At 61.3% G+C, this 21,064-nt stretch carries 12 protein-coding genes; 6 read left to right on the top strand and 6 right to left on the bottom strand.

Annotated features, from left to right (window positions below; translation table 11 throughout):
- Nucleotides 1-60 precede the first annotated feature (60 nt).
- Nucleotides 61-591, bottom strand: coding sequence for a hypothetical protein (locus E4656_RS10355; protein ID WP_135483150.1), 531 nt, complete (start codon nt 589-591; stop codon nt 61-63).
- Between the two features lie 231 nt (nt 592-822).
- Entirely contained in the window at nt 823-1,419 is a 597-nt protein-coding gene (locus E4656_RS10350; protein ID WP_135483149.1) for a YhgN family NAAT transporter, read from the bottom strand.
- Nucleotides 1,420-1,556: 137 nt separating this feature from the next.
- Here E4656_RS10350 and E4656_RS10345 point away from each other — a divergent pair, with 137 nt between their 5' ends.
- From E4656_RS10345 to E4656_RS10335, 3 genes are all read left to right on the top strand, one after another.
- Nucleotides 1,557-2,666, top strand: a complete 1,110-nt coding sequence (locus E4656_RS10345; protein ID WP_135483148.1) for an efflux RND transporter periplasmic adaptor subunit — start codon at nt 1,557-1,559, stop codon at nt 2,664-2,666.
- A gap of 1 nt (nt 2,667) precedes the next feature.
- Entirely contained in the window at nt 2,668-5,736 is a 3,069-nt protein-coding gene (locus tag E4656_RS10340) for an efflux RND transporter permease subunit (RefSeq protein WP_135483147.1), read from the top strand.
- A 138-nt stretch (nt 5,737-5,874) separates the two neighbouring features.
- Nucleotides 5,875-8,313, top strand: coding sequence for a sensor domain-containing protein (locus E4656_RS10335; RefSeq protein ID WP_135483146.1), 2,439 nt, complete (start codon nt 5,875-5,877; stop codon nt 8,311-8,313).
- A 4-nt stretch (nt 8,314-8,317) separates the two neighbouring features.
- Here the strand turns inward: E4656_RS10335 and E4656_RS10330 are convergent, their stop codons facing one another.
- Nucleotides 8,318-9,658 carry a hypothetical protein gene (locus E4656_RS10330; protein ID WP_240753959.1) on the bottom strand — a complete coding sequence of 447 codons (1,341 nt, stop codon included), beginning with the start codon at nt 9,656-9,658 and terminating at the stop codon, nt 8,318-8,320.
- 78 nt (nt 9,659-9,736) lie between these two features.
- On the bottom strand, nt 9,737-10,675 hold the full coding sequence (locus E4656_RS10325; RefSeq protein ID WP_135483145.1) for a hypothetical protein: 939 nt from the start codon (nt 10,673-10,675) through the stop codon (nt 9,737-9,739).
- Nucleotides 10,676-11,028: 353 nt separating this feature from the next.
- On the opposite strand from E4656_RS10325, the gene ilvD reads away from it, so the two are divergent.
- Nucleotides 11,029-12,873: a dihydroxy-acid dehydratase gene (gene ilvD / locus E4656_RS10320; protein WP_135483144.1), complete on the top strand. Its 1,845-nt coding sequence runs from the start codon at nt 11,029-11,031 to the stop codon at nt 12,871-12,873.
- Nucleotides 12,874-12,887: 14 nt separating this feature from the next.
- Here the strand turns inward: ilvD and E4656_RS10315 are convergent, their stop codons facing one another.
- Together E4656_RS10315 and E4656_RS10310 are read right to left on the bottom strand one after the other, a co-directional pair.
- On the bottom strand, nt 12,888-16,202 hold the full coding sequence (locus E4656_RS10315) for an EAL domain-containing protein (RefSeq protein WP_135483143.1): 3,315 nt from the start codon (nt 16,200-16,202) through the stop codon (nt 12,888-12,890).
- 96 nt (nt 16,203-16,298) lie between these two features.
- Nucleotides 16,299-18,005, bottom strand: a complete 1,707-nt coding sequence (locus E4656_RS10310) for an NAD-dependent malic enzyme (protein ID WP_135483142.1) — start codon at nt 18,003-18,005, stop codon at nt 16,299-16,301.
- A 216-nt stretch (nt 18,006-18,221) separates the two neighbouring features.
- Between E4656_RS10310 and E4656_RS10305 the strand changes: the two genes are divergently transcribed.
- Complete coding sequence (locus tag E4656_RS10305) at nt 18,222-19,343, top strand: succinylglutamate desuccinylase/aspartoacylase family protein (RefSeq protein WP_167856018.1); 1,122 nt, start codon at nt 18,222-18,224, stop codon at nt 19,341-19,343.
- Nucleotides 19,344-19,426: 83 nt separating this feature from the next.
- Complete coding sequence (locus E4656_RS10300) at nt 19,427-21,049, top strand: methyl-accepting chemotaxis protein (protein WP_135483140.1); 1,623 nt, start codon at nt 19,427-19,429, stop codon at nt 21,047-21,049.
- The last annotated feature ends 15 nt before the right edge of the window (nt 21,050-21,064 follow it).

Here is a 21,064-nt window from a genome sequence, read left to right as displayed (position 1 = left end):
CCGTTTGTAAGGCTGGCCTTTGCAAGGCAGGAGATTGCGCAGCAATCAAAGAGCCCGGTATTACCTCATTGCAATGACTTCAAGCTCACGAAGCTCGTATGAATTGTTGCTGCTGGTGATACGAACGAATTTTGTGGCACGAGCTTCCGCCAAGGTGCATGACATCGAAGTGCTACTTGTACTCATTGAGCTACATGCAACACCGCCAATAACAATCGACACATTGGATTTGGCATACGTTATGCCGTCTTCCGACAGTTCAATCAGAATAGCCGGATTGGTACCTGTCGGAGCTGACGATTCGGTGCGAGTCAGCTTGAGGCTGACAATATCCTCTACTTCAGCAAACTCCACGATAATCGGTTCGCCCGGATTGCTGGCCCACCACGTGGTGTCGTCTTCATCAATCAGTTTCATGGCGTCATCCGGATTATACGCTGAAGTGGCAACAGCACCGTTGGCACTGGCGGCAACATTCGTCTCCACCTGATCTGCCAAACCCTTTGATCCGCTATTTCCTGAACTGCTTTCAACATTACAGCCCGACAGCAGCAACACAAATGACAGCCCTAACAAGATGTGCATTTTCATAGCTGAACTTCCTTGATATATCATTGAGGTATCAATTTTTTGGGTCGTGGTTGGCGCCGCCACAGTGCGTGCATGCCGCAAGTACCAGCCCTCTGGCCACGGCGTAATATTACTTCTGCTTTGTGTCGAAACGGTTCTGTTTTCTGCAGGTAAAACGTGACGCGCGTCACGCTTTTTATATAAAGATCGGAGGGAGTGTTGACGGCCTGTACAAAGGGCTACATCGGCAGTTCACATTTGTAGCGTTTGCACATAGCTGCCTATGCCGTTCAGCAGCATCTGTACCGAGATGGTGACCAGTATCATGCCCATCAGGCGTTCCACGGCCTTCAGGCCGCGCTGACCGAGCAGGCGGAACCAGAGGTTGCAGGACATCAGAATGGCCGCGCTGGCAACCCAGGCCAGGCCGACGGCAATCAGCCAGTCGGCGGTGCGGTCGGGACCGGTGTCAGCCAGCAGCACCAGGGTGGCGAGCAGAGAGGGGCCGGCGATCAGGGGCACCGCCAGCGGCACAATCAGCGGTTCGCTGTCATCATCGTCACCCATGACCCCGCCGCGCGACGGAAAGATCATGCGGATGGCGACGATCATCAGCACCAGCCCGCCACCAATGGCAACCGCTTCCTGCGACAGGCTCAGCACCCCCAGCATGGTTGAACCGGCAAACAGAAACAGCAGCATGATGCCGAGCGCGATCACCAGTTCGCGGGCCAGTATCCAATAGCGTCGGCGCGGGCTGACTTTTGACAGAATGGACAGAAAGATGGGGATGTTCCCCAGCGGGTCCATGATCAGGAACAGGGTGATGGCAGCGGCTAGAGTTTCCATGGCAGCATTGTAGCGATTCTGTAAGCCGGGCGCGCGCCTGTAATTTCATTACGAATGTCACTATCAATATTAACGGTGTAAACGTAGTATCCGAAACACTCAAAACTGTCACTGACTCCTGACAAGGGATTACGCTCATGCGACTACCTGAACAGCCTCGGCGCCTGCACGCTGCAGCGCCAATCCTCGGCACCCTGCTGGTGCTACTCTCTTTGCTGGGCCTGACCATGCCTGCCCAGGCGCAGTCAACCACCAACGACACCGATCTCAAGCCGGTGCGGCTGCATACGGTCCAGCCTGCGGATGTCGGCGCAGAGCGTCGGTTCTACGGCCGCATTGCGGCGCGGGAGACCGTGGATCTGGCTTTTCAGGTTGGCGGCCAGATAGTCGAATTCCCCACCGTTGAGGGCTCCTTTGTCAGCACCGGCGACCTGCTGGCCCGGCTGAACCTGGCACCGCTGGAGCGCAATGTGCGCCAGGCCGAGCTGTCGCTGGAGCAGGCCGAACGCAGCGTCGTACGCAACCAGCAACTGATCGAACGCAACGCCATCACCCAGGCGCAGCTGGAAGATTCTCAGACCGCACGCGATCAGGCCGAGGTACAGCTGGAAGAAGCCCGGGCAGCGCTGGATGACGCCACTCTGGAGGCCCCGTTCGAAGGTCTGGTAGCCGAGCGCATGGTGGCCAACCGGACGACTGTCTCCGCCGGTCAGCCGGTGCTGCGCCTGCATGACATGTCGGAAATTCGGGTCCGCATCGATGTGCCGGAACGTCTGCTGGCGGAAATCGGCGACCCGGCCAACCTTCTGTTCAATCTGCAACTGACCCAGGGTGGCCCGCTGTATGGCCTGGAGCTGCGCGAGTTCATTGCCGAGGCGGGCCGCATCGGACAGTCCTATGTGGTGACTCTGGCCCTGACCGAGCCGGTGCAGCGCAACCTGCTGCCTGGCGCTTCCGCCACTGTGGTGGCGCGCCTGCCGGCACCGCAGGCAAACGGCTTCGTGGTGCCGGCAACGGCAGTACACATTGCGTCTGACCGCAGCCCCCATGTCATGGTCTATACATCGACCGGCCCGGACACCGGCGAAGTGGTTCGACGCCCGGTCACCATCGACACCCCGGATGGCACTACCATTCGCGTCACCTCCGGCCTGAACCCGGGTGACGAGATAGTGGCCACCGGCGTCCACCTGCTCAGTGACGGCCAGGCCGTACGTCGTTTCACCGGTTTCCGGGGGCTGAACTGAAATGTTCAAGGTAACGCAATGGGCTATCGACAAGCCCCTCTATGTCTGGCTGCTGGTGGTGTCCAGCCTGATCGGCGGTCTGATCGGCTTCAACTCCGTCGGCCGTCTGGAAGATCCGTCCTTCACCATCAAGCAGGCCATCATCACCACCGCCTACCCCGGTGCCACGGCGGCCGAGGTGGCCACCGAAGTCAGTGAGCCACTGGAGTCGGCCATTCAGCGCATCGGCGAGGTAGACTGGATCAGCTCACGCAATCAGCCCGGCCTGTCCATCATCTCGGTGGAACTCGATATGGCCGTGCGCCCGGCCGACGTGCCCCAGTTGTGGACCGAGCTGCGCAACAATGTGGCCGATGCGGCCAAGAACCTGCCACCGGGGGTGCAGGAGCCCTTCGTGAATGACTCCTTCGGCGATGTCTACGGCCTCTACTACGCGGTACGCGCCCAGGGGTTCAGCGATGCCGAACAGCATGACATCGCCAACTATCTGCGCCGCGAGCTCCTCACGGTAAACGGCGTTGCCGATGTCGAGGTCATGGGACTGCCGGAAGAGGCAATCTACGTCTACCCGTCGCCGCAGCAGACTTCCAATCTGGCCGTTCCGCCCAATGCCATTCTGGGCGCCATTGCCAACAGCGACACGCTGTCGGACTCCGGCCAGGCGATCAATCAGGGCATGCGCACCCAGCTTGAATCTCCGTCCCAGGAGGACTCCGTGCGCGCGGTGGAAGGACTGACCATCGGTTTCAATGGTCAGTTGCTCAACCTGCTGGATTTCGCCTCCGTCGAGCGGACACGCAATGACCAGCCACAGCAGATTATCCGGCTGAATGGCACCGATGCCTTCACCATTGGCATTGCCGGGCTGTCGGATCGCAATATCGTGGATGTCGGCCGCGCTGTGGAGCGCCATCTGGAGGCCATCGACCACCTGTTGCCGGTCGGGGTTACGCTGGAGCCCATCTACGAGCAGCATCATGTGGTCAATGAGACCAATGTGTCTTTCCTGCAGTCGCTGGCGCTGTCGGTGACCATAGTGATCGCCGTGCTGGCCCTGTTCATGGGCTGGCGGGCCGCGACTGTGGTCGGTGTGTCGCTGGGCCTGAACGTGATCGCCACCTTCTTTTTCATGTGGATCTGGGAAATCGAGATCGAGCGCATTTCCCTGGGTGCCCTGATCATCGCCATGGGCATGCTGGTCGACAACGCCATCGTGATTGCCGAATCCATGCAGGTGGACATGCGGCGCGGCCTGTCTGCCCGGGATGCCGCCCGGCGCGCCGGGCGCCGCCTGCAGCTACCGCTGCTGGGCGCAACGGTCATCGGCATCATGGCGTTCTCCGGCATCGGGCTGAGTCAGGACTCCACCGGCGAGTTCATGTTCTCGCTGTTTGCCGTTATTGCGATTTCCCTGGTTCTGTCCTGGATCTTCGCCGTCACCGTGGCTCCGCTGCTGGCGTCGAAACTGTTCAAGCGCGGCGCCATCGACGGCTCCGATGACCCCTATGACCGCTGGATTTTCCGGGTCTACGGCAAGTTCCTCGGCGGTGCCCTGAAGCTGCGCTGGCTGGTCATTGTGACTCTGGTCGGCGTCACCGCAGCCTGCTACTTCGCCTTCTCGCTGGTCAGTCAGCAGTTCTTCCCGAACTCCAACACGCCGATCTTCTATGCCAATGTGAAGTTCCAGCAGGGCACGGCCATTACCGAAACCTCCGATCAGGTGCGGGTACTGGAAGAGTGGCTGCTGGAACAGGATGAAGTGGCCCGCGTGACCACCACGGTCGGTCAGGGCGCGTCACGCTTCCTGCTGACCTATCAGCCGGAGCAGCAGGACCCGTCCTATGCCCAGTTGATCGTCGAAACCGAGTCCCTGAATGCCATCCCCCGGCTGATGCAGGCGCTGAATGATGTCGCCGCCGAAGCACTGCCGCAGGCACGCATGCGTACCCAGCGTATCGTCTTCGGCCCGCCGGCCGGTGCCGATGTGGAGGCGCGCATCAGCGGCAAGAATGCCGATGTGCTGCGCCAGATCGGTGACGAGATTGGCGCCGTGATGGCCAGCCGTCCCGACATCCTGCAGGCCGTGCGCACCGACTGGCACGAACGGGAACTGACCGTGGTGCCCAACTATGCTCAGGAACGGGCGCAGGCTGCAGGCATTTCCCGGGAAGATACCGCTCAGGCACTGAAAATGGCCACCGACGGCATTCGTGCCGGCGAGGTGCGCGAGGGTGATCGACTGATTCCCATCATCGTGCGGGCGCCCGAAGACTCCCGGGCCCAGCCCGGCCACCTGATGGATCAGCGGGTTTATTCCGAAGCCGCCAATGATTATCTGGCGCTGTCACAGGTGCTCGACGGCTTTACGCTGAACCCGCGTGATTCCCTGATTCATCACCGTGACCGCCAGCCCACACTGTCGGTGCAGGCCAATGCAGTCAGCGGCGTTACGGCGGCAGATGCATTCAGTCAGGTACGGCGCCAGATCGAAGCCGTCGAACTGCCTCCGGGTTACAGCATGGATTGGGGCGGCGAGTACGAAGCCCAGCAAATGGCCAACGAAGCCTTGGCTGTACGCCTGCCGATCAGCATTGTGGCCATGGTACTGATCTCGATTCTGCTGTTCGGCAGCCTGCGCCAGCCGCTCGTCATCTGGCTGCTGGTGCCCATGGCCGTCAATGGTGCTGCGCTGGGGTTACTGGGCACCGGACTACCGTTCACCTTCACCGCCCTGCTTGGCTTGCTCAGTCTGTCGGGCATGCTGATCAAGAACGGCATCGTGCTGGTGGAAGAGATCGACCTGAAACGGGCGGCCGGAGATACCATAACGCCGGCCATCATCCATGCTTCCATCAGTCGTGTGCGACCTGTGCTGCTGGCCGCCACCACCACGGCGCTGGGCATGATACCGCTACTGTGGGATCCGTTCTTTGCCTCCATGTCCGTTACCATCATGGCGGGGCTGATGTTTGCCTCCATCCTGACTCTGGTGGCAGCGCCGGTGTTCTACTACACCCTGTTCCCGGGTGAACGCAGACGCGAGCGTGAAGCCGCAGCCATGGAAGCCTGAGGCAATCCATGCCCCCCCCGGATGCCCCGCATCCGGGGGGTGCCCGAGGGCACCCAACTATATTTCGAACACCCCATCGATTTCTGAGTGCGTTCTGGTCTAAGCTAGGGTCATTCTAATAATAATGTTGTACTGAAGTTGCCATATCAACAAACTGATCACACAGACATCGACCCGGGTCTGCTGGCCGAGTTGTGCCATAGTCTTGACAGGCTTCACTTTGCTGCGCTGGTCTCCGATGCGTCCGGACAGTTGCGTCATTGCAACCCGGCAGCGCAGCAACTGCTGCAGACCACGCGCGCGCGGGACTGGTCCGGACTGTTGCCCGACGGCTGGCAACTGGAGCTGCCGGCCTGGCTGCAGGCGCAACAGCCTGTGGAACTGGAACGGGAATACGAAGGCGACTTTCTGCGCTGGGAAATCACGCCGGTCGATGATCAGCCCCTGGTCGTCATGCTGTGCTATCCACTGCTGGAGCGGGAAAACTATCGGCGCATCCTGGAATACTCTGTCGACGGCATCTACCAGACCAGTCGCGCCGGCGAAATCATCTACGCCAACCAGTCGCTGGCCCGCACGTTCGGCTACCAGACACCGAAGGAAATGCGCCAGCACATCCAGCAGGTGGCCCGGGACATCTACCGCCACCCGGAAGACCGCGCCCATTTTGTGGACCAACTGAAACTGACCGGTGAAGTGGTGGGCTTCGAGTGCGAAATGTTCGGCAAATCCGGCGAGTCCATCTGGGTACGCCAGAACGCCCGGGCTGTGCTGAATAACGCCGGACAGATAGAACACATTATCGGTACGGTGGCGGATGTGACCGCCCTGAGACAATCCGAACTGGCACGACAGCAGGCTGAAAGCGATTATGAGCGTCTGTTCAATACCGCACAGGCGGGTCTGTACCAGTCCACCGAGGGTGGGGTGTTACTGCGCATCAACGAGATGTTTGCCCGCCTGCTGGGATACACCAGTCCGACTGAAATGCGTACCCGCGTGCAGAGCATCGGTGATGATATCTACGCCGACCCTTCCATTCGACGTCGCCTGCTGACCCAACTGGCCCAGTACGGGCGCGTGGTCAATGAGCGCGTCCAGTTTCGCCGCGCTGACGGCCACCTGATCTGGGTGCTGATGAGCGCACAGTACATCAGCCGCAGCACTCCGGCCGATTCCATTATCGAAGGTTCCATCTTCGATATTACCGAGCAGGTGCAAGCCGAGAATGAAATCCGCTTTCTGGCTGAACATGATCCTCTGACCCTGTTGCCGAACCGCAGTCGCTTTCAGGCGCAACTGGAACAGCACAGTGCAGACGGGCCCGACACCGTCCCCTTCACTGTACTGTTTCTGGATCTGGACCACTTCAAGGATATCAATGACACTCTGGGCCATCTGGTCGGAGATGCCCTGTTGAAGGAGGTCGGTCGCCGGCTGCGCAAACCGCTGGACCTGCCGCACGAAACCTTCCGCCTGGGCGGCGATGAATTTGCCATTCTGATCAATCACACCCTGTCGGCTGACGATCTGGATCAGCTCTGTCAGCGCATTATCCAACGGGCAGGACGTGAATACCTGCACGAGGACAATCGGCTCAAGGTCACCGCCAGCCTGGGCGTGGTGCACAGCTCCCAGATGGAACAGCACTCCGAAGAAAGCCTGCCCGAGGCCATCATGCGGGCCGCCGACCTGGCGCTGTACAGTTGCAAGCGCGGCGGCCGGGCCGGGTATCGCCTGTATGAAGAGTCCATGCACCTGCAACTGCAGCACGAAAAGGATCTGGAAAACCGCCTTGAGCAGGCGCTGGCCGATGACAGCCTGGCACTCCACTTTCAGCCCATCTACAGCGCGCATACCGGCCGCATCATAGCGGTGGAAGCACTGCTGCGCTGGCCCACGCCGGAAGGCATGATCAGTCCGGCGGTCTTTATTCCGCTGGCCGAGCGCTGCGGCCTGATCGCGGATATCGACGCCTGGGTCATTCAGCAGGCTACGGCACTGTGCCCGCTGCTGACCCGGCACCGGCGTGACATTCGAGTCAGCTTCAACCTGTCGGCCCATCATTTCAACAACGACAGTCTGGACCTGCTGTTCGGCCCGGTCGCCCGGGCACTCGAAGAGTGCAGCCACAACCTGTCCATTGAGCTCACCGAACGGGTGATGTTCGAACATACGGATCGCGTCATAGGCGCGCTGGAAGACCTGCGGATGCAGGGCATCAGTATTTCTCTGGATGACTTCGGCACCGGCTACTCATCGCTCAGCTATCTGACGCGCCTGCCCGTCGACAAGCTGAAGATAGACCAGAGCTTCATCCGCGAGATGGACAGCAACCCGACCGCTCTGGCCGTGGTGCAGGCCGCAGCCCAGATCGGGCGCACGCTGAACCTGATCACCAACGCTGAGGGCGTGGAGACGGCGGAGCAGTATGCCTTTGTCAGCAATCTGGGCATCGACGAAGTACAGGGGTTTCACCTGGGGCACCCGATGCCACTGGACGAGATACTGCAACTGCTGGAACAACCCGAAGTGCGCAAGAATGCCGGAGGAAAAGGCCCCGCAGAAGAGGAATAGACGCTCAGCCCCAGCGGCCCGTCAGCGCTATGGCCGCCAGTACCAGCACCAGCAGACTCAGCGCATAGACCAGATTGTGGCGCATCATCACAAAACCACTGATGCCATAACGCCCCTGCAGGGACAGATTGATACCCGACAACGGCCCCACACTGGTGCCTATCGCCCAGGCCCCCAGGGCGACAAAGGCAAACAGGGTCTGCTCCTGGGCAGACAACTGCAGCATCGACGCCAGCACCGAAATACCGATGATGGGGTGCAGTCCCAGCACGGCACTGACCACTATCGCCACCAGGCTCGCCATGGCCTCCAGCGTGCCGAAGCGGGCAAACAGGGTCCATTGGCTGCCGGTCAGGGCTTCCACATAGGTCGACAGCCCCAGGGTCAGCAGGCCGGCGGCCAGAAACAGGCTGATTTCACCGCGCATCATGGGCAGCCGCTGACGCACATGTGATGTCAGTTGGCGGCGCGCCCGCCTTGGCCCCGACACCAGTTGGCTGGCCAGCGCAGTGGCCGGCATCAGAAAGGTAATGATGCTGACGATGCCCAGCCCGGGCGTAATGACCTGATAGAACAGCAACACCAGCACGGCCATGGCGACCGGCATCAGCAGGCTGCGCGGGGCCAGGGAAAAACCGGTCACAGTGGACAGATCAAACTGCCGCCGCAGGTCCACAATGGCGATCAGGCCGGCACAGGCGGCCAGTGGCAGGCCGACGATCAGAATGCGGCTGTACTGCATGTCGGGCGCCAGCGTCAGCACCACCCCCATCGACGCAAAGAACGGCGACCAGAGCGCCGCACTGGACAGACCCCGATTCAGCATCAGCAACTGGGGTACCCGAAGCTCGCCTTGGCGCGCCAGCCGGTCACCCACCATGAACACCGTCGACAGGTTCAGCACAATGCCCAGCACGTGCACCCCCAGCCAGGTGCGAAACAGGGCGCCGGCACCGGTGCGCTCGGCGGTCCGGTCAGCCACGGGGGTCGCCTGCCCGCCAATCAGCCCCACAAAGCTGACGCCGAGCAGCATGGCCACCACATAGACATTGCCGGTCAGACTGCCGGCCCAGTCAACCTCTGCACCATGGCGCCACGCCGCCAGCACCAGAAAGCCGACCCCCAGCACCAGCAAGACGCCGGACTGCTGGCGGGTCCGCCTGGGGATATCGAACCAGAGCAGTGCCGTGGCCAGCCAGAGCGTATAGCTGGCAAAGCGGGTCAGCTCCAGTGCGGGCAGAAAGCTCAGTATCTGCACCAGCAACCCGAGCAGAATCAGGCCGCCGGCGAGGTCACGGCGGCGGCTGATTGCGGGCTGGGTGGTTTCGGAAGAAGTAGTCGACACGGCCTCTGGTCAAGCAGCGGAAAGAAAGTCAGTCTGACCCATTCCGCTGCGCTCAGGCAAGCCTGTGTCGACAGGATATCAATCCTCAGGCACCTCGATCCAGCCGGACCAGTACAGGAACGGCCAGCCGCGCAGAGCCGCACCGTCGACCATCAGATCCACCGGCGGGCCATGGTGAACCAGGAAGTAGTGCGTGGCGTCTTCCAGGTCCAGGTTGTTGTCCATCGCATAATGGGAGAGCACTATGTCGTCCTCGTCATTGCGAGCGAGTTGGACCTCTGTCGGCTGACCATCGGTGGTGTACTCGCCATCATCCTGCAGCACACGCCGGCTGTTCGCCAGGGGGTAGTAGCTGTCGTTGTCTTCGTCCTTTTTGAAGAACTGGATCAGCATGCTCTCCGAACGAGCCTCAGTCTCATTCTCATCCGTACTCAGATCAAAGGAGACTTCATCCGCTGTAATCTTCAGGTCATCCACCTCCACCGGGCCCAGGCCGGGGATGCCGTCCGTCTTGTCGTCCTCGTCATACTCGTTGTCGTAGACAAAGGACTCATGGCCACTGGCCCAGCCCTCCGGGATGGTCAACTCGAACTCGCGCGACGTGGTGCGCCCGTCACTGTTGGTCACGAACACCCGGTGCCCTTCGAGTTCACGCCGGTTCTTCTGATCCCCCGTGCTGTAGTAGTTCAGCGACCTGAAATAGCCGTTGAACAGACCATTCACCCGATCATCTGCGTCGGTGGAGGACCGCTGATCATGCACGATATCGCGCCCCTGCCCGGCGAATTGCGCTTCGACCAGGGTGATATCGTCAGTACTTCCCGAGCTGCTGGCTGAGACATACACCTGCAGCGTGGAGGTGAAGGTGCTATCGGCCCCGGCCTGGATACTGTAGTCCACGTGGTTAGTCCGGTAGCGGGTGCTGATGTCTTCTATCGTTGGCGCGCTGGCCGATGAAGAACTGTTGCAGGCGGTCAGCGCCGGCGCTGTCAGGGCCAGCAGCAGCGGCGTAAGCACGGCTGCGAGGGCTCTTTTGACTGTGAAGTGGCCGGTATGACCTGCATGAAAGGGTACGAAACGATTGAGCCGAAGGCTCGGAGAGTGCGGGAACTTCATAACAATTACCTTTTGCTATTCAACTGTCCTTGTGCCCTGAAAAATCGAGACACTGTTCAAAAACCTAGCACCATTTCGCAAAGGAATCGTCAATGAACCGTTGCGAGTGCTCGGTTTTGTGCACCAGTTCTCATTATGGGGGCCGTCAAAAAGCAAGGTTGCCAGATTGTTGTTGCTTCACCCCGGCCCCGCTTTCACCTAAACTGATCACCTTCCAATAACGCCCGGACCCGCACTGACTACAGGACCCTTCCATGCCCAAGTACCGTTCTCACACCACCACCCAGGGCCGCAACATGGCCGGCGCCAGGGCGCTCTGGCGCGCCACCGGCATGCAGGATGACGATTTTCAGAAACCCATTATTGCCGTGGTGAATTCGTTCACCCAGTTCGTGCCCGGGCATGTGCATCTTAAGGACATGGGCCAATTGGTGGCACGCGAGATCGAGAAGGCCGGCGGGGTGGCCAAGGAGTTCAACACCATAGCGGTGGATGACGGCATCGCCATGGGCCATGACGGCATGCTGTACAGCCTGCCCAGCCGCGACATCATTGCCGATTCGGTGGAGTATATGGTCAATGCCCATTGTGCCGATGCCATGGTGTGCATCTCCAACTGCGACAAGATCACCCCGGGCATGCTGATGGCCGCCATGCGCCTCAATGTGCCGGCCATCTTCGTATCCGGCGGGCCCATGGAAGCGGGCAAGACCAAGCTGATCGATCACGGGCTGGATCTGGTCGATGCCATGGTGATGGCGGCCGACGACAGCGTGGATGACGACACCCTGGCCGAAGTCGAGCGCTCCGCCTGCCCCACCTGCGGTTCCTGCTCGGGCATGTTCACCGCCAACTCCATGAACTGCCTGACCGAGGCCATCGGTCTCAGCCTGCCGGGCAACGGCACCGTGGTGGCCACGCATGCCGACCGCCGCCGTCTGTTCGAGGAAGCCGGGCAGCGCATTGTTGACATCACGCGCCGCTACTACGAGCAGGACGACGCCAGCGTACTGCCGCGCAGCATCGGCTCCTTCAAGGCCTTCGAGAACGCCATGATGCTGGATATCGCCATGGGCGGGTCCACCAATACCATTCTGCATCTGCTGGCGGCGGCGCAGGAAGCCGAAGCCAGTTTCGATCTGAAGGACATTGATCGTCTGTCCCGCGCGGTGCCGCAGCTGTGCAAGGTGGCGCCCAATACGCAGAAATACCATATCGAGGATGTGCATCGGGCCGGCGGCATCATGGGTATTCTGGGCGAGCTGGACCGGGCCGGGCTGCTGCATACCGATGTCCCCACGGTACACAGCCCAACCCTGAAAGACGCCCTGGCGCGCCATGACATCATGCAATCCGATGACCCTGCGGTGAAGGAGTTCTTCCGTGCCGGGCCGGGTGGTGTGCCCACGCAGACCGCCTTCAGTCAGGCGGCGCGCTGGCCGACCCTGGACGGCGACCGCGCGCAGGGCTGCATTCGGGATCTGGAGCATGCCTACTCACGCGAGGGCGGCCTGGCGGTGCTGTACGGCAACATTGCCGAAGACGGCTGTGTGGTCAAGACCGCTGGGGTGGACGAGTCAATTCTGGTGTTCGAAGGCCGGGCACGCATCTTCGAAAGCCAGGACGCCGCCGTGGAAGGCATACTGGAAGGCAGGGTACAGGAAGGCGATGTGGTGGTGATCCGCTACGAGGGCCCCAGAGGAGGCCCCGGCATGCAGGAGATGCTCTACCCGACCAGCTATCTGAAATCCAGGGGGCTGGGCAAGGCCTGTGCCCTGCTGACCGATGGCCGCTTCTCCGGCGGCACTTCCGGCCTGTCCATTGGCCATGTGTCTCCGGAAGCCGCCGCCGGTGGCGCCATCGGGCTGGTCGAGGAAGGCGACCCCATCCTGATCGATATTCCCAACCGCGCCATCAATCTGCAGCTCAGCGAGACCCAGTTGGCCGAACGCAGGGCCGCCATGGAAGCCCGGGGGGCTGCAGCCTGGAAACCGGCGGCACCGCGCAAGCGTCAGGTCTCTGCGGCGCTGAAGGCCTATGCCATGCTGGCCACCAGTGCCGACCGAGGTGCCGTGCGGGATCTGGACCGGCTCGACTGAACCCGGGCGCCGCTTCAGCCCATCGAGCCGGTGCGCCAATGGCCGCGTGACTGTAACCAGACCAGCAGGGCCGTGAAGTCCTTGGGCCGGGCATAGTAGTAGCCCTGCTGGCAGTCGCAGCCCAGAGACTGCAGTGCCTGCGCTTGCTCGCGCCGCTCGACGCCTTCGGCAACAACCGTCAGGTCCAGTTCATGGGCCATGTCGATGATGGCCCGCACCAGGGCCAGTTCACGCGGGCTGTTCTGCATGTCGCGGATAAAGCTGCGATCAATCTTCAGAGCCGAAACCGGCAGCCATTTCAGGTAGCTCAGGCTGGAAAAACCGGTGCCGAAATCATCAATGGAGATACCGAAGCCGGCACTTTGCAGCTCACGCAGCGTGGTCGCCGCCTGCTCCGGGTCTTCCACCAGGGTGTGTTCGGTCAGTTCCAGGTTCAGTGCCTGCGGTGGCAGCTCGTAGTGCGCCACCACCTCCATCAGTTGCTGCCGGAATTGCGGCCGCAGAAACTGCAACGGTGACAGATTGACAGCCACCTGCAATGGCCACTGCTGGCGCAGGACCCGGGCATCCCGGCAGACCTGATCCAGCACCCAGTTGCTCAGCGGGATGATCTGTCCGGTCTCCTCTGCCAGCGGAATGAATTCGCTGGGCGAAATCATGCCCTGTTCCGGGTGCTGCCAGCGCAGCAGGGCCTCGACAGCAATCACTGCGTCAGTGTGGCTGATGATGGGCTGGTAGTGCAGACGAAACTCACCGTCGATCAGCGCTTGCTGCAGATCATGCCGCAGTTGCACCTTCCGATGCTGACGCGACTGGTCCCCTTCCAGATACCACTCGAAATGGTTGCGGCCGCCGCGTTTGGCCTTGTACATGGCCAGATCGGCCTGCTGCAACAGCAGCAACGGATCGTCCGGTGGCGTCTGTCCGGGATACAGGCGGGTGGCACCGACACTGGCGGTCAGGGAGACCTGCAGGTCGGCCAGTACGAATGGCCGTGCCAGTATCTCCAGCGCCTGCACAATCAAATGGTCGGTGCCTGCAGTGCCCGCACCCGCATACTCCGGCACCAGCGCCACGAATTCATCACCGCCCAGGCGGGATACAAAAGTATCGCTGGGGAACACCTGTTGCAAACGCTGGCCGACCTGGCGCAGTACCTGGTCACCCATGGTATGGCCCAGGCTGTCGTTGACCGGTTTGAAGCCATCCAGATCGATAAACAGTACGGCCAGACCTTCGGCGCGCTCGGTTGCCTGCTGCACCCACTGAATCAGGCGCTGCTGCAGATAGCCCCGGTTGGGCAGTTCCGTCAGCACATCATAGCGCGAGGCATAGACCAGAGCGGATTTGCTGCGTTCCTGCTCCACCGCAAGCCCGATCAGCGGCGATACATCGTCGATGTCGCCCTGTTCCTCCCCTGTCAGAACACCTGGCTGAATACGGAACAGGGCCAGCACCCCCAGCACTTCTCGGCCGGTTGTCAGCACCGGAAATACCAACGCCGCCCTGTAACCGGCCCGCAACGCCCGGCGGTTGAATTCCGGCCAGCGCGATTCGTCTTCCAGATCCGGAACCAGCAGTGGCTGTGCAGTATGCAGAGCTTGGCGCAGTGGGGTGTGGTACAGATCCGGGTCAGGCAGCAACACTTCGGGGTCGACGCCATCCAGCGTCGCGACAGCCATCTCGAAAGGGTCGCTGTTGACCAGGGAAGGCTTCATCACCACCAGGCACTGGCTGGCCTCAAGCTGCCGCACCAGATGGTCCGCTGCCGCACGGCCGATGTCTGCAAGCGGTTGCTCGCGCGCCACCATATCCTCGATGCGCCTCAGTTGCCGCTGCCGCATGATGGAGCGTGACAGGGCTCGGGAACGACTGGCGTTGGTCGCTGCCAGTTCCAGCGTCAGCGCGATCACGGTGCTCAGCAGCAGGCTAACCAGGGTAGCCAGCAGAATCAGGTTGGGCAGGCGCGCAGCTTCCATGGAGTCACCATGATGCACCGTTATGCTGAATACCTGCTGGTCGAACAGGGCAGCCTCGCGGTAGTACAGCAGCTCACCTGCCCGGCTCTCTTCCGACGCCGACAACTGAGCAGGGCGGTGCTGATAGATTTCTTCAGTACCCTGCTGAACAGTCAGTACGTAGGGGTAGGCTTCCAGATGCAGATGGTTGGTCATCAGGGTGTCGAAATCGACCATGCCCAGCAGCATGCCGATCGGGCCCCGACTGTCGTGCATTGGCACCGCCATCAGCAACAGGCCGGGTTTTTGTTCCTTGGCCGGCACAAAGGCCAGATTGCAGCGCCATTGCTGGCCGGTCCGACAATGACCCAGCGCTGGCTGCTGCAGCCACTCGGCCCATTGCGCATCATCACCGTGCCGGTAGACCAGCATTTCGGACCTGGATTGCGCCGGCAGCCAGAACCCCAGGCCGGCAAAGCTGCGCAGGTCAGTGAGAAACTGATCAGCATCTGCCTGCACCGAGGCGGGCGCGGTCTCGCCCCAGGGTTCATCCAGCAGGCCGCGGCCGGACCAGGACGCCACCATGCGGCTCATGGACACATAATGACTCCGCAGCAACTGGTTGATGGCGGTTTCCATATTGTGGCCGACCGTGGCCGCACCGGCGGTCAGATCACGCTGATGCTGGGCGCTGAGGGCATACCAGATCATGCAGCCCAGCATGAAACCGCCCAGACCGACCCACCAGGTCGCGCGGCGCAGACCTTTCGTCTCCACCCCGTCTTCCTGCCCGGCAGAGGCTATCAGCGCACTGCCGCCAAACACGATAAACAGGCTGATCAGGCTGGCACCAGACGCATTGGACGCCCACCAGTGGGCTACGGGAGAGAAGACATGGACCAGCATCAGGGCAATGCCGGTCAGCAGCCAGGCAATGCCGACACCGAGCCAGAGGCGGCGACGCTGCGGCGATACCAGGAAGGTCAGCCCGAAGGTCAGAAAGAGTACCGCGGCCAGCCAATACTGGCGCAGCGACCCGGTACGCACCGGCTCCAACGCTGCCAGTGCGGGCCAGATGCCCAGCAGCCAGTCGGCAGCGGCCCAACTGAGCAGGCTCAGCGCACCGATCAGAATCAGGGCCAGCCCACTCGAAAGCCGCAGCCAGGGTCGGTGCAACCACACCCCCACCAGCGCCAGCCCAATGACCGTGGCGCCCAGGGCACCGGACAGCGGAATCAGTTGCAGCGCCCAGCCGACATCGGCCCACAGAGTCGACAGTACCAACAGCACCAGCCCCATGACCACTGAGGTCACTGCGACCCAGCGCAAGATGACCCGGGCCAGCAGGCGGCTTGGCAGACTGATGCTCATATTGATAAAGAATCCGTTCCCTGTATGAACCGTGCATGCAGTATAGCGGCCTCAGGCCGCTATCTCATAACACGGACTCACAACAGGGCGGAGGCCTCAGAACGAACGTCTGCGATAGCTGCGATAGCGGGGTTCCCAGAAGTTCCTTTCAATGGCGGCGCGAATGGTGTCGTCATCGCTCTGCAGCGCCACGCCATCGGCCTGCGCCTGTCTGGCCACGGCAAACGCAATGGCCATACTGACGGCCCGGATATCACCCAGCGCCGGCAGCAGGGGCCCCTTGCCGGTCTTCACCGTGGGCGCCTCGTTGGCCAGTGCGCGCGAGGCGGCCATCAGCATGCCGTCGGTCACCCGATTGGCCCGCACGGCGACCACCCCGAGCCCGATACCGGGGAAGATATAGGCGTTGTTGCACTGGGCGATGGCATGGGTCTGCCCGTTGACCGTCACCGGGGCGAACGGCGAACCGGTTGCGACCAGGGCCTGGCCTTCGGTCCAGTTCAGTACTTCTTCCGGCGTCGCCTCGACCCTGGAAGTCGGATTCGACAGCGGCATAACCACTGGCCGCGCGCAGCCTGCATAAAGGAGGCGTATCACATCTTCGGTGAACAGCCCGCGCTGCCCGGAAACCCCGATCAGCACAGTGGGCTGCACCCCCCGCACCACATCCACCAGGGTGTTGCCGGCCCAGCCACGGGTGATGGCCGGGTCCTGCGCGAGGCGGGCCTGGAAGTCATAGAGATCACCCATGTCTGCGGTCAGCAGCCCGGGGCGGTCGACCATGAACAGGCGCTGGCGGGCTTCCGCTTCGCTCAGCCCCTCTTCGGTCATGGCCACCACGATCTGCTCGGCGATGCCGCAACCGGCGGAGCCGGCACCCACAAAGGCCACCTTCTGGTCCTTCATGCCTTCGCCCTTGGCCTTGCAGGCGGCCAGCAGGGTGGCTACACAGACACCGGCGGTGCCCTGGATATCGTCGTTGAAACAGCACAGCTCATCGCGATAGCGCTCCAGCAACGGCATGGCGTTGGTCTGCGCAAAATCCTCGAACTGCAGCAGCACATTGGGCCAGCGGCGGCGCACAGCCTGAATGAACTGCTCCAGGAAAGCATCGTACTCGTCCTGACCAATGCGCTCATGGCGCCAGCCCATATAGCGCGGATCGTCCAGCAGGGCCTGATTGTTGGTACCCACATCCAGCATGATGGGCAACGTATTGGCCGGGCTGATACCGCCGCAGGCCGTATAGAGCGACAGCTTGCCGATGGGAATGCTCATGCCGCCGATACCCTGGTCACCCAGGCCCAGAATGCGCTCACCGTCAGTAACCACGATCACGCGCACATTGTCCTTGGTGGCACTGCGCAGGATATCGTCCATGTGCTCCCGGTCCGGGTAGGAGATGAACAGACCACGGTGATTGCGATAGATGTTGGAGAATTCTTCACAGGCCTGACCCACGGTCGGCGTGTAGATGATCGGCAGCATCTCTTCGAGGTGATCTTCCAGCAGCCGGAAGAACAGTGTCTCGTTGTCGTCCTGAATGGCGCGCAGCGTGATGTGCCGATCCAGATCATTCTGACACTGCTGGTACTGGTGATAGGCGCGTTCAGCCTGCTCTTCGATGGTTTCCACATTCTGCGGCAGCAGGCCTATCAGGTTGAAGGCCCGGCGCTCTTCGAGCGAAAACGCATTGCCCTTGTTCAGCAGCGGCATTTCCAGCAGCGAGGGGCCGGCATAGGGAATATAGAGGGGGCGCTTGCGGGCACGCGTACTGCTCTGCGTCTGGTCAGTCTGTTTCATGGGTAGTAGGTCGCCTCTTTATGGGTCGGGTTCGTGCACACAGCCCTGCGGCTGCCACCGAACCGTTTTATGATGCGGCAGTATGATAACCAAAATCCGCTCATCTTGCCTGTCAGCCACAATTTACCCTCGTTTCGGTCGCGTCTGCGCGCTGCCCCTGTTCCTGACAGGTCCACATCGCTAGAATCTGGATTCAGTCTGTACAGAGAAACCGTCATGCGCACCGACAAGATCAAGTTACCTGCCCCGGCACCCGGCCACGACCGTGCGCTGACCGTCCACCATTTCGGCACCGGCGAGCGCAAGGCCTACCTGCACGCCGGCCTGCACGCTGACGAATGGCCCGGGTTGCTGGTTCTGCAGCACCTGTTGCAGCGCCTGATCGAACTGGAAGCGCAAGGCCAGGTGAAGGAAAGCATCGTGCTGGTGCCCTACGCCAACCCGGTGGGCATGAACCAGCGCCTGTTCGGCTATGTGCCCGGGCGCTACGATGCCGTGACCGGCCAGAACTTCAACCGGGGCATGTCCATCGACAGCACGGCGCTGCTGGATCAGGTCAGAGATCGGCTCGGTGACGACGCCACCACCAACGACCGCATCATGCGCGAGACTCTGCATGAGATGGCACAGAACAGCGGCGGCGAGCACGAGATACAAGCCCTGCACCGGGCTCTGCTCAGTCAGTCTCTGGATGCTCATCTGATGCTTGATCTGCATTGCGACGACGAAGCCCTGCCGCATGTCTTCTATGGTGACCACCAGCGCGAGACGGGGCGTCAACTGGCGGACTGTCTTGGCTATCCGGTGCGGCTGGAAGAGGATGTACGCGGCATCGTCGCCTTTGACGGCACCCACACCCAACCCTGGGTCAAAGTGGCCGAGGCTACCGGGGCGCCCTTTGCCGAGCCCTGCTTTGCGGCCACGCTGGAACTGCGCGGCAGCACGGCTGTCAGTGATGAACTGGCCCGCCGCGATGCCGATGGCATTCTGGCTTTTCTGGAGCAGCAGGGCTATATCACGGGTGTACGGGCAGAACCGCAGCCGCAGGAGCACGACACTGTGGCCATCAATGTCGACCAGGTTCGGGTTGTGAAATCCGAAGCCAACGGCATCGTGACCTATCATCGTCAATTGGGCGAACACCTGCAGGCCGGTGATCACTTTGCCGACATCGTGCTGCTGGATCAGGACAAACCCGAACGCATAGCCATCACCGCACCGACCAGCGGCATGCTGTTTACCCGCACCGTCGACTATCTCGTCTATCCCGGCTCGACACTGGGCATGATCGCCAGTGACAAACGCCAGATCGAACCCGGCCGGCAACTGAGTTTCTGATTCTCGTGTCCAGAAACTGTAATGTATCTCGTCAACTGGCCGACTCCCTAACTACTAACCAAGTGAATCAGGGTGACTAAATCATGTTCAACAGTCTTTTGAGTCGGGCCCAACTGGCCCTGGCTGCAGTCTTCCTGTTGCTGTTGGGTATCAGCGCCGCAGGGATGCTGGCACTCAACAACATCAGCCGTGACTATGAGCAGTTGCTGCAACAGGAGATCGAGCAGGAGCGCCTGATAGTTTCCGTGGCAGTGGATTTCAATGCACAGATACAGGCCTGGAACTATCTGATGATCCGCGGCTTTGACTTTGAACAACACAATTTTTTCTGGGATCAATTTCAAACGCTCGAACAGGACATCACAGCCGCCCTGACATCGATGATCGAGGTCGCGACAGAAAGGGACCGTGCGCGCCTGGAGGAGTTTCTCAGCCAGTATGAAGAAATGGCGCGCGGCTATCACGAGGGCTATGAAATATACTCCGCCGGTCTGGACATGATGTCAGCCGACAACGCAGTGGAAGGTCTGAATGCGGCCCCCGCTGCAGAGCTGGAGCAATTGGCCGGGCACTTTGCCCAGGCCGCAGCCCAGCGCTCTGATGATCTCCAGCAGCGGGCCCAACTTGGCCTTCTGCTCACCCTTGGCGTCTTGCTGGCTTCCGTCGCACTGATCTTTCTCGGCTCTTCTTTCGTGATGCGGCGCTTGCTGATTCAGCCCATGACCCGGCTTATTCGGGAAGTGGAGATGCTGACCCAGGGCGTCTTCGATCACTCCATTCCCTATACTGATCGCCGCGACGAACTGGGCCAGCTTGCGCTGACCGCGCGGTCGCTGCAGGGCCATCTCAGCCAGTCTGCGCACAGCATGATCACAGCGGTGGATGGGCTCAAGGACCAGTCTGCCGTTCTGGCCGCCTCGTCGACCTCCATTCAGTCCGGTTCGGACGAGCAGTCGCAACAGGCCGATCAGGTGGCCACCGCCATGCATCAGATGGTGGCGTCGGTACAGCAAATTGCACAGAACAGCAACGAAGTCAGCGTGGCGACTGACAGCGCCCGCCAGGTAGCCAGCGAAGGTGGCACGGAAATGACTCAGGCCGCAGCAGGCATGGAACAACTGGAGCAGAAAGTGAACAGCCTGTCCCAGAAGCTGGAACAGCTGATCAAGGATACAGACCGGGTAGGCGACATGGCCCAGGTGATTGGCGACATTGCCGAACAAACCAATCTGCTCGCACTCAACGCTGCCATAGAGTCGGCCCGGGCCGGCGAACACGGGCGCGGCTTCGCCGTCGTCGCCGACGAGGTGCGCTCACTGGCCGGCCGCACCCAGCAGTCCACCCGGGAGATTTCCGAAGTCATCGAGTCCGTGCAGTCGGGCGCCAGTGCCGTAATTGCAGCCATGAAAGACAGCCTTGACGAGACAGCTGCTGCCGTCGGTCGAGTCAACGAGGGTCGTCATAGCCTGGACAAGATCATCGGTTCGGTGGACATCATCAATGACCTGGCCACGCAGGTGGCTGCCGGCGCCGAGGAGCAGGGCAAGGTTGCCGAAAGCATCAACCAGAATCTGACTGTGCTGGCCGAAGTCGCCAGCCGCACCAGGGACCAATCCAGTCAGATCAGCGGCTCCATTCAGGAACTGGGTGATATTGCGCAGGAAATTGATGCGTCAGTGTCAACGCTGACACGCGGCACGGCCTGACCTAACGCCCGATAA

It is taken from the genome of Natronospirillum operosum, from assembly GCF_004768465.1.
GTDB classification, from domain to species: Bacteria; Pseudomonadota; Gammaproteobacteria; order Pseudomonadales; family Natronospirillaceae; genus Natronospirillum; species Natronospirillum operosum.
The sequence above is the reverse complement of the archived record's forward strand: the minus strand, read 5'-3'. Positions and strand labels throughout refer to the sequence as shown.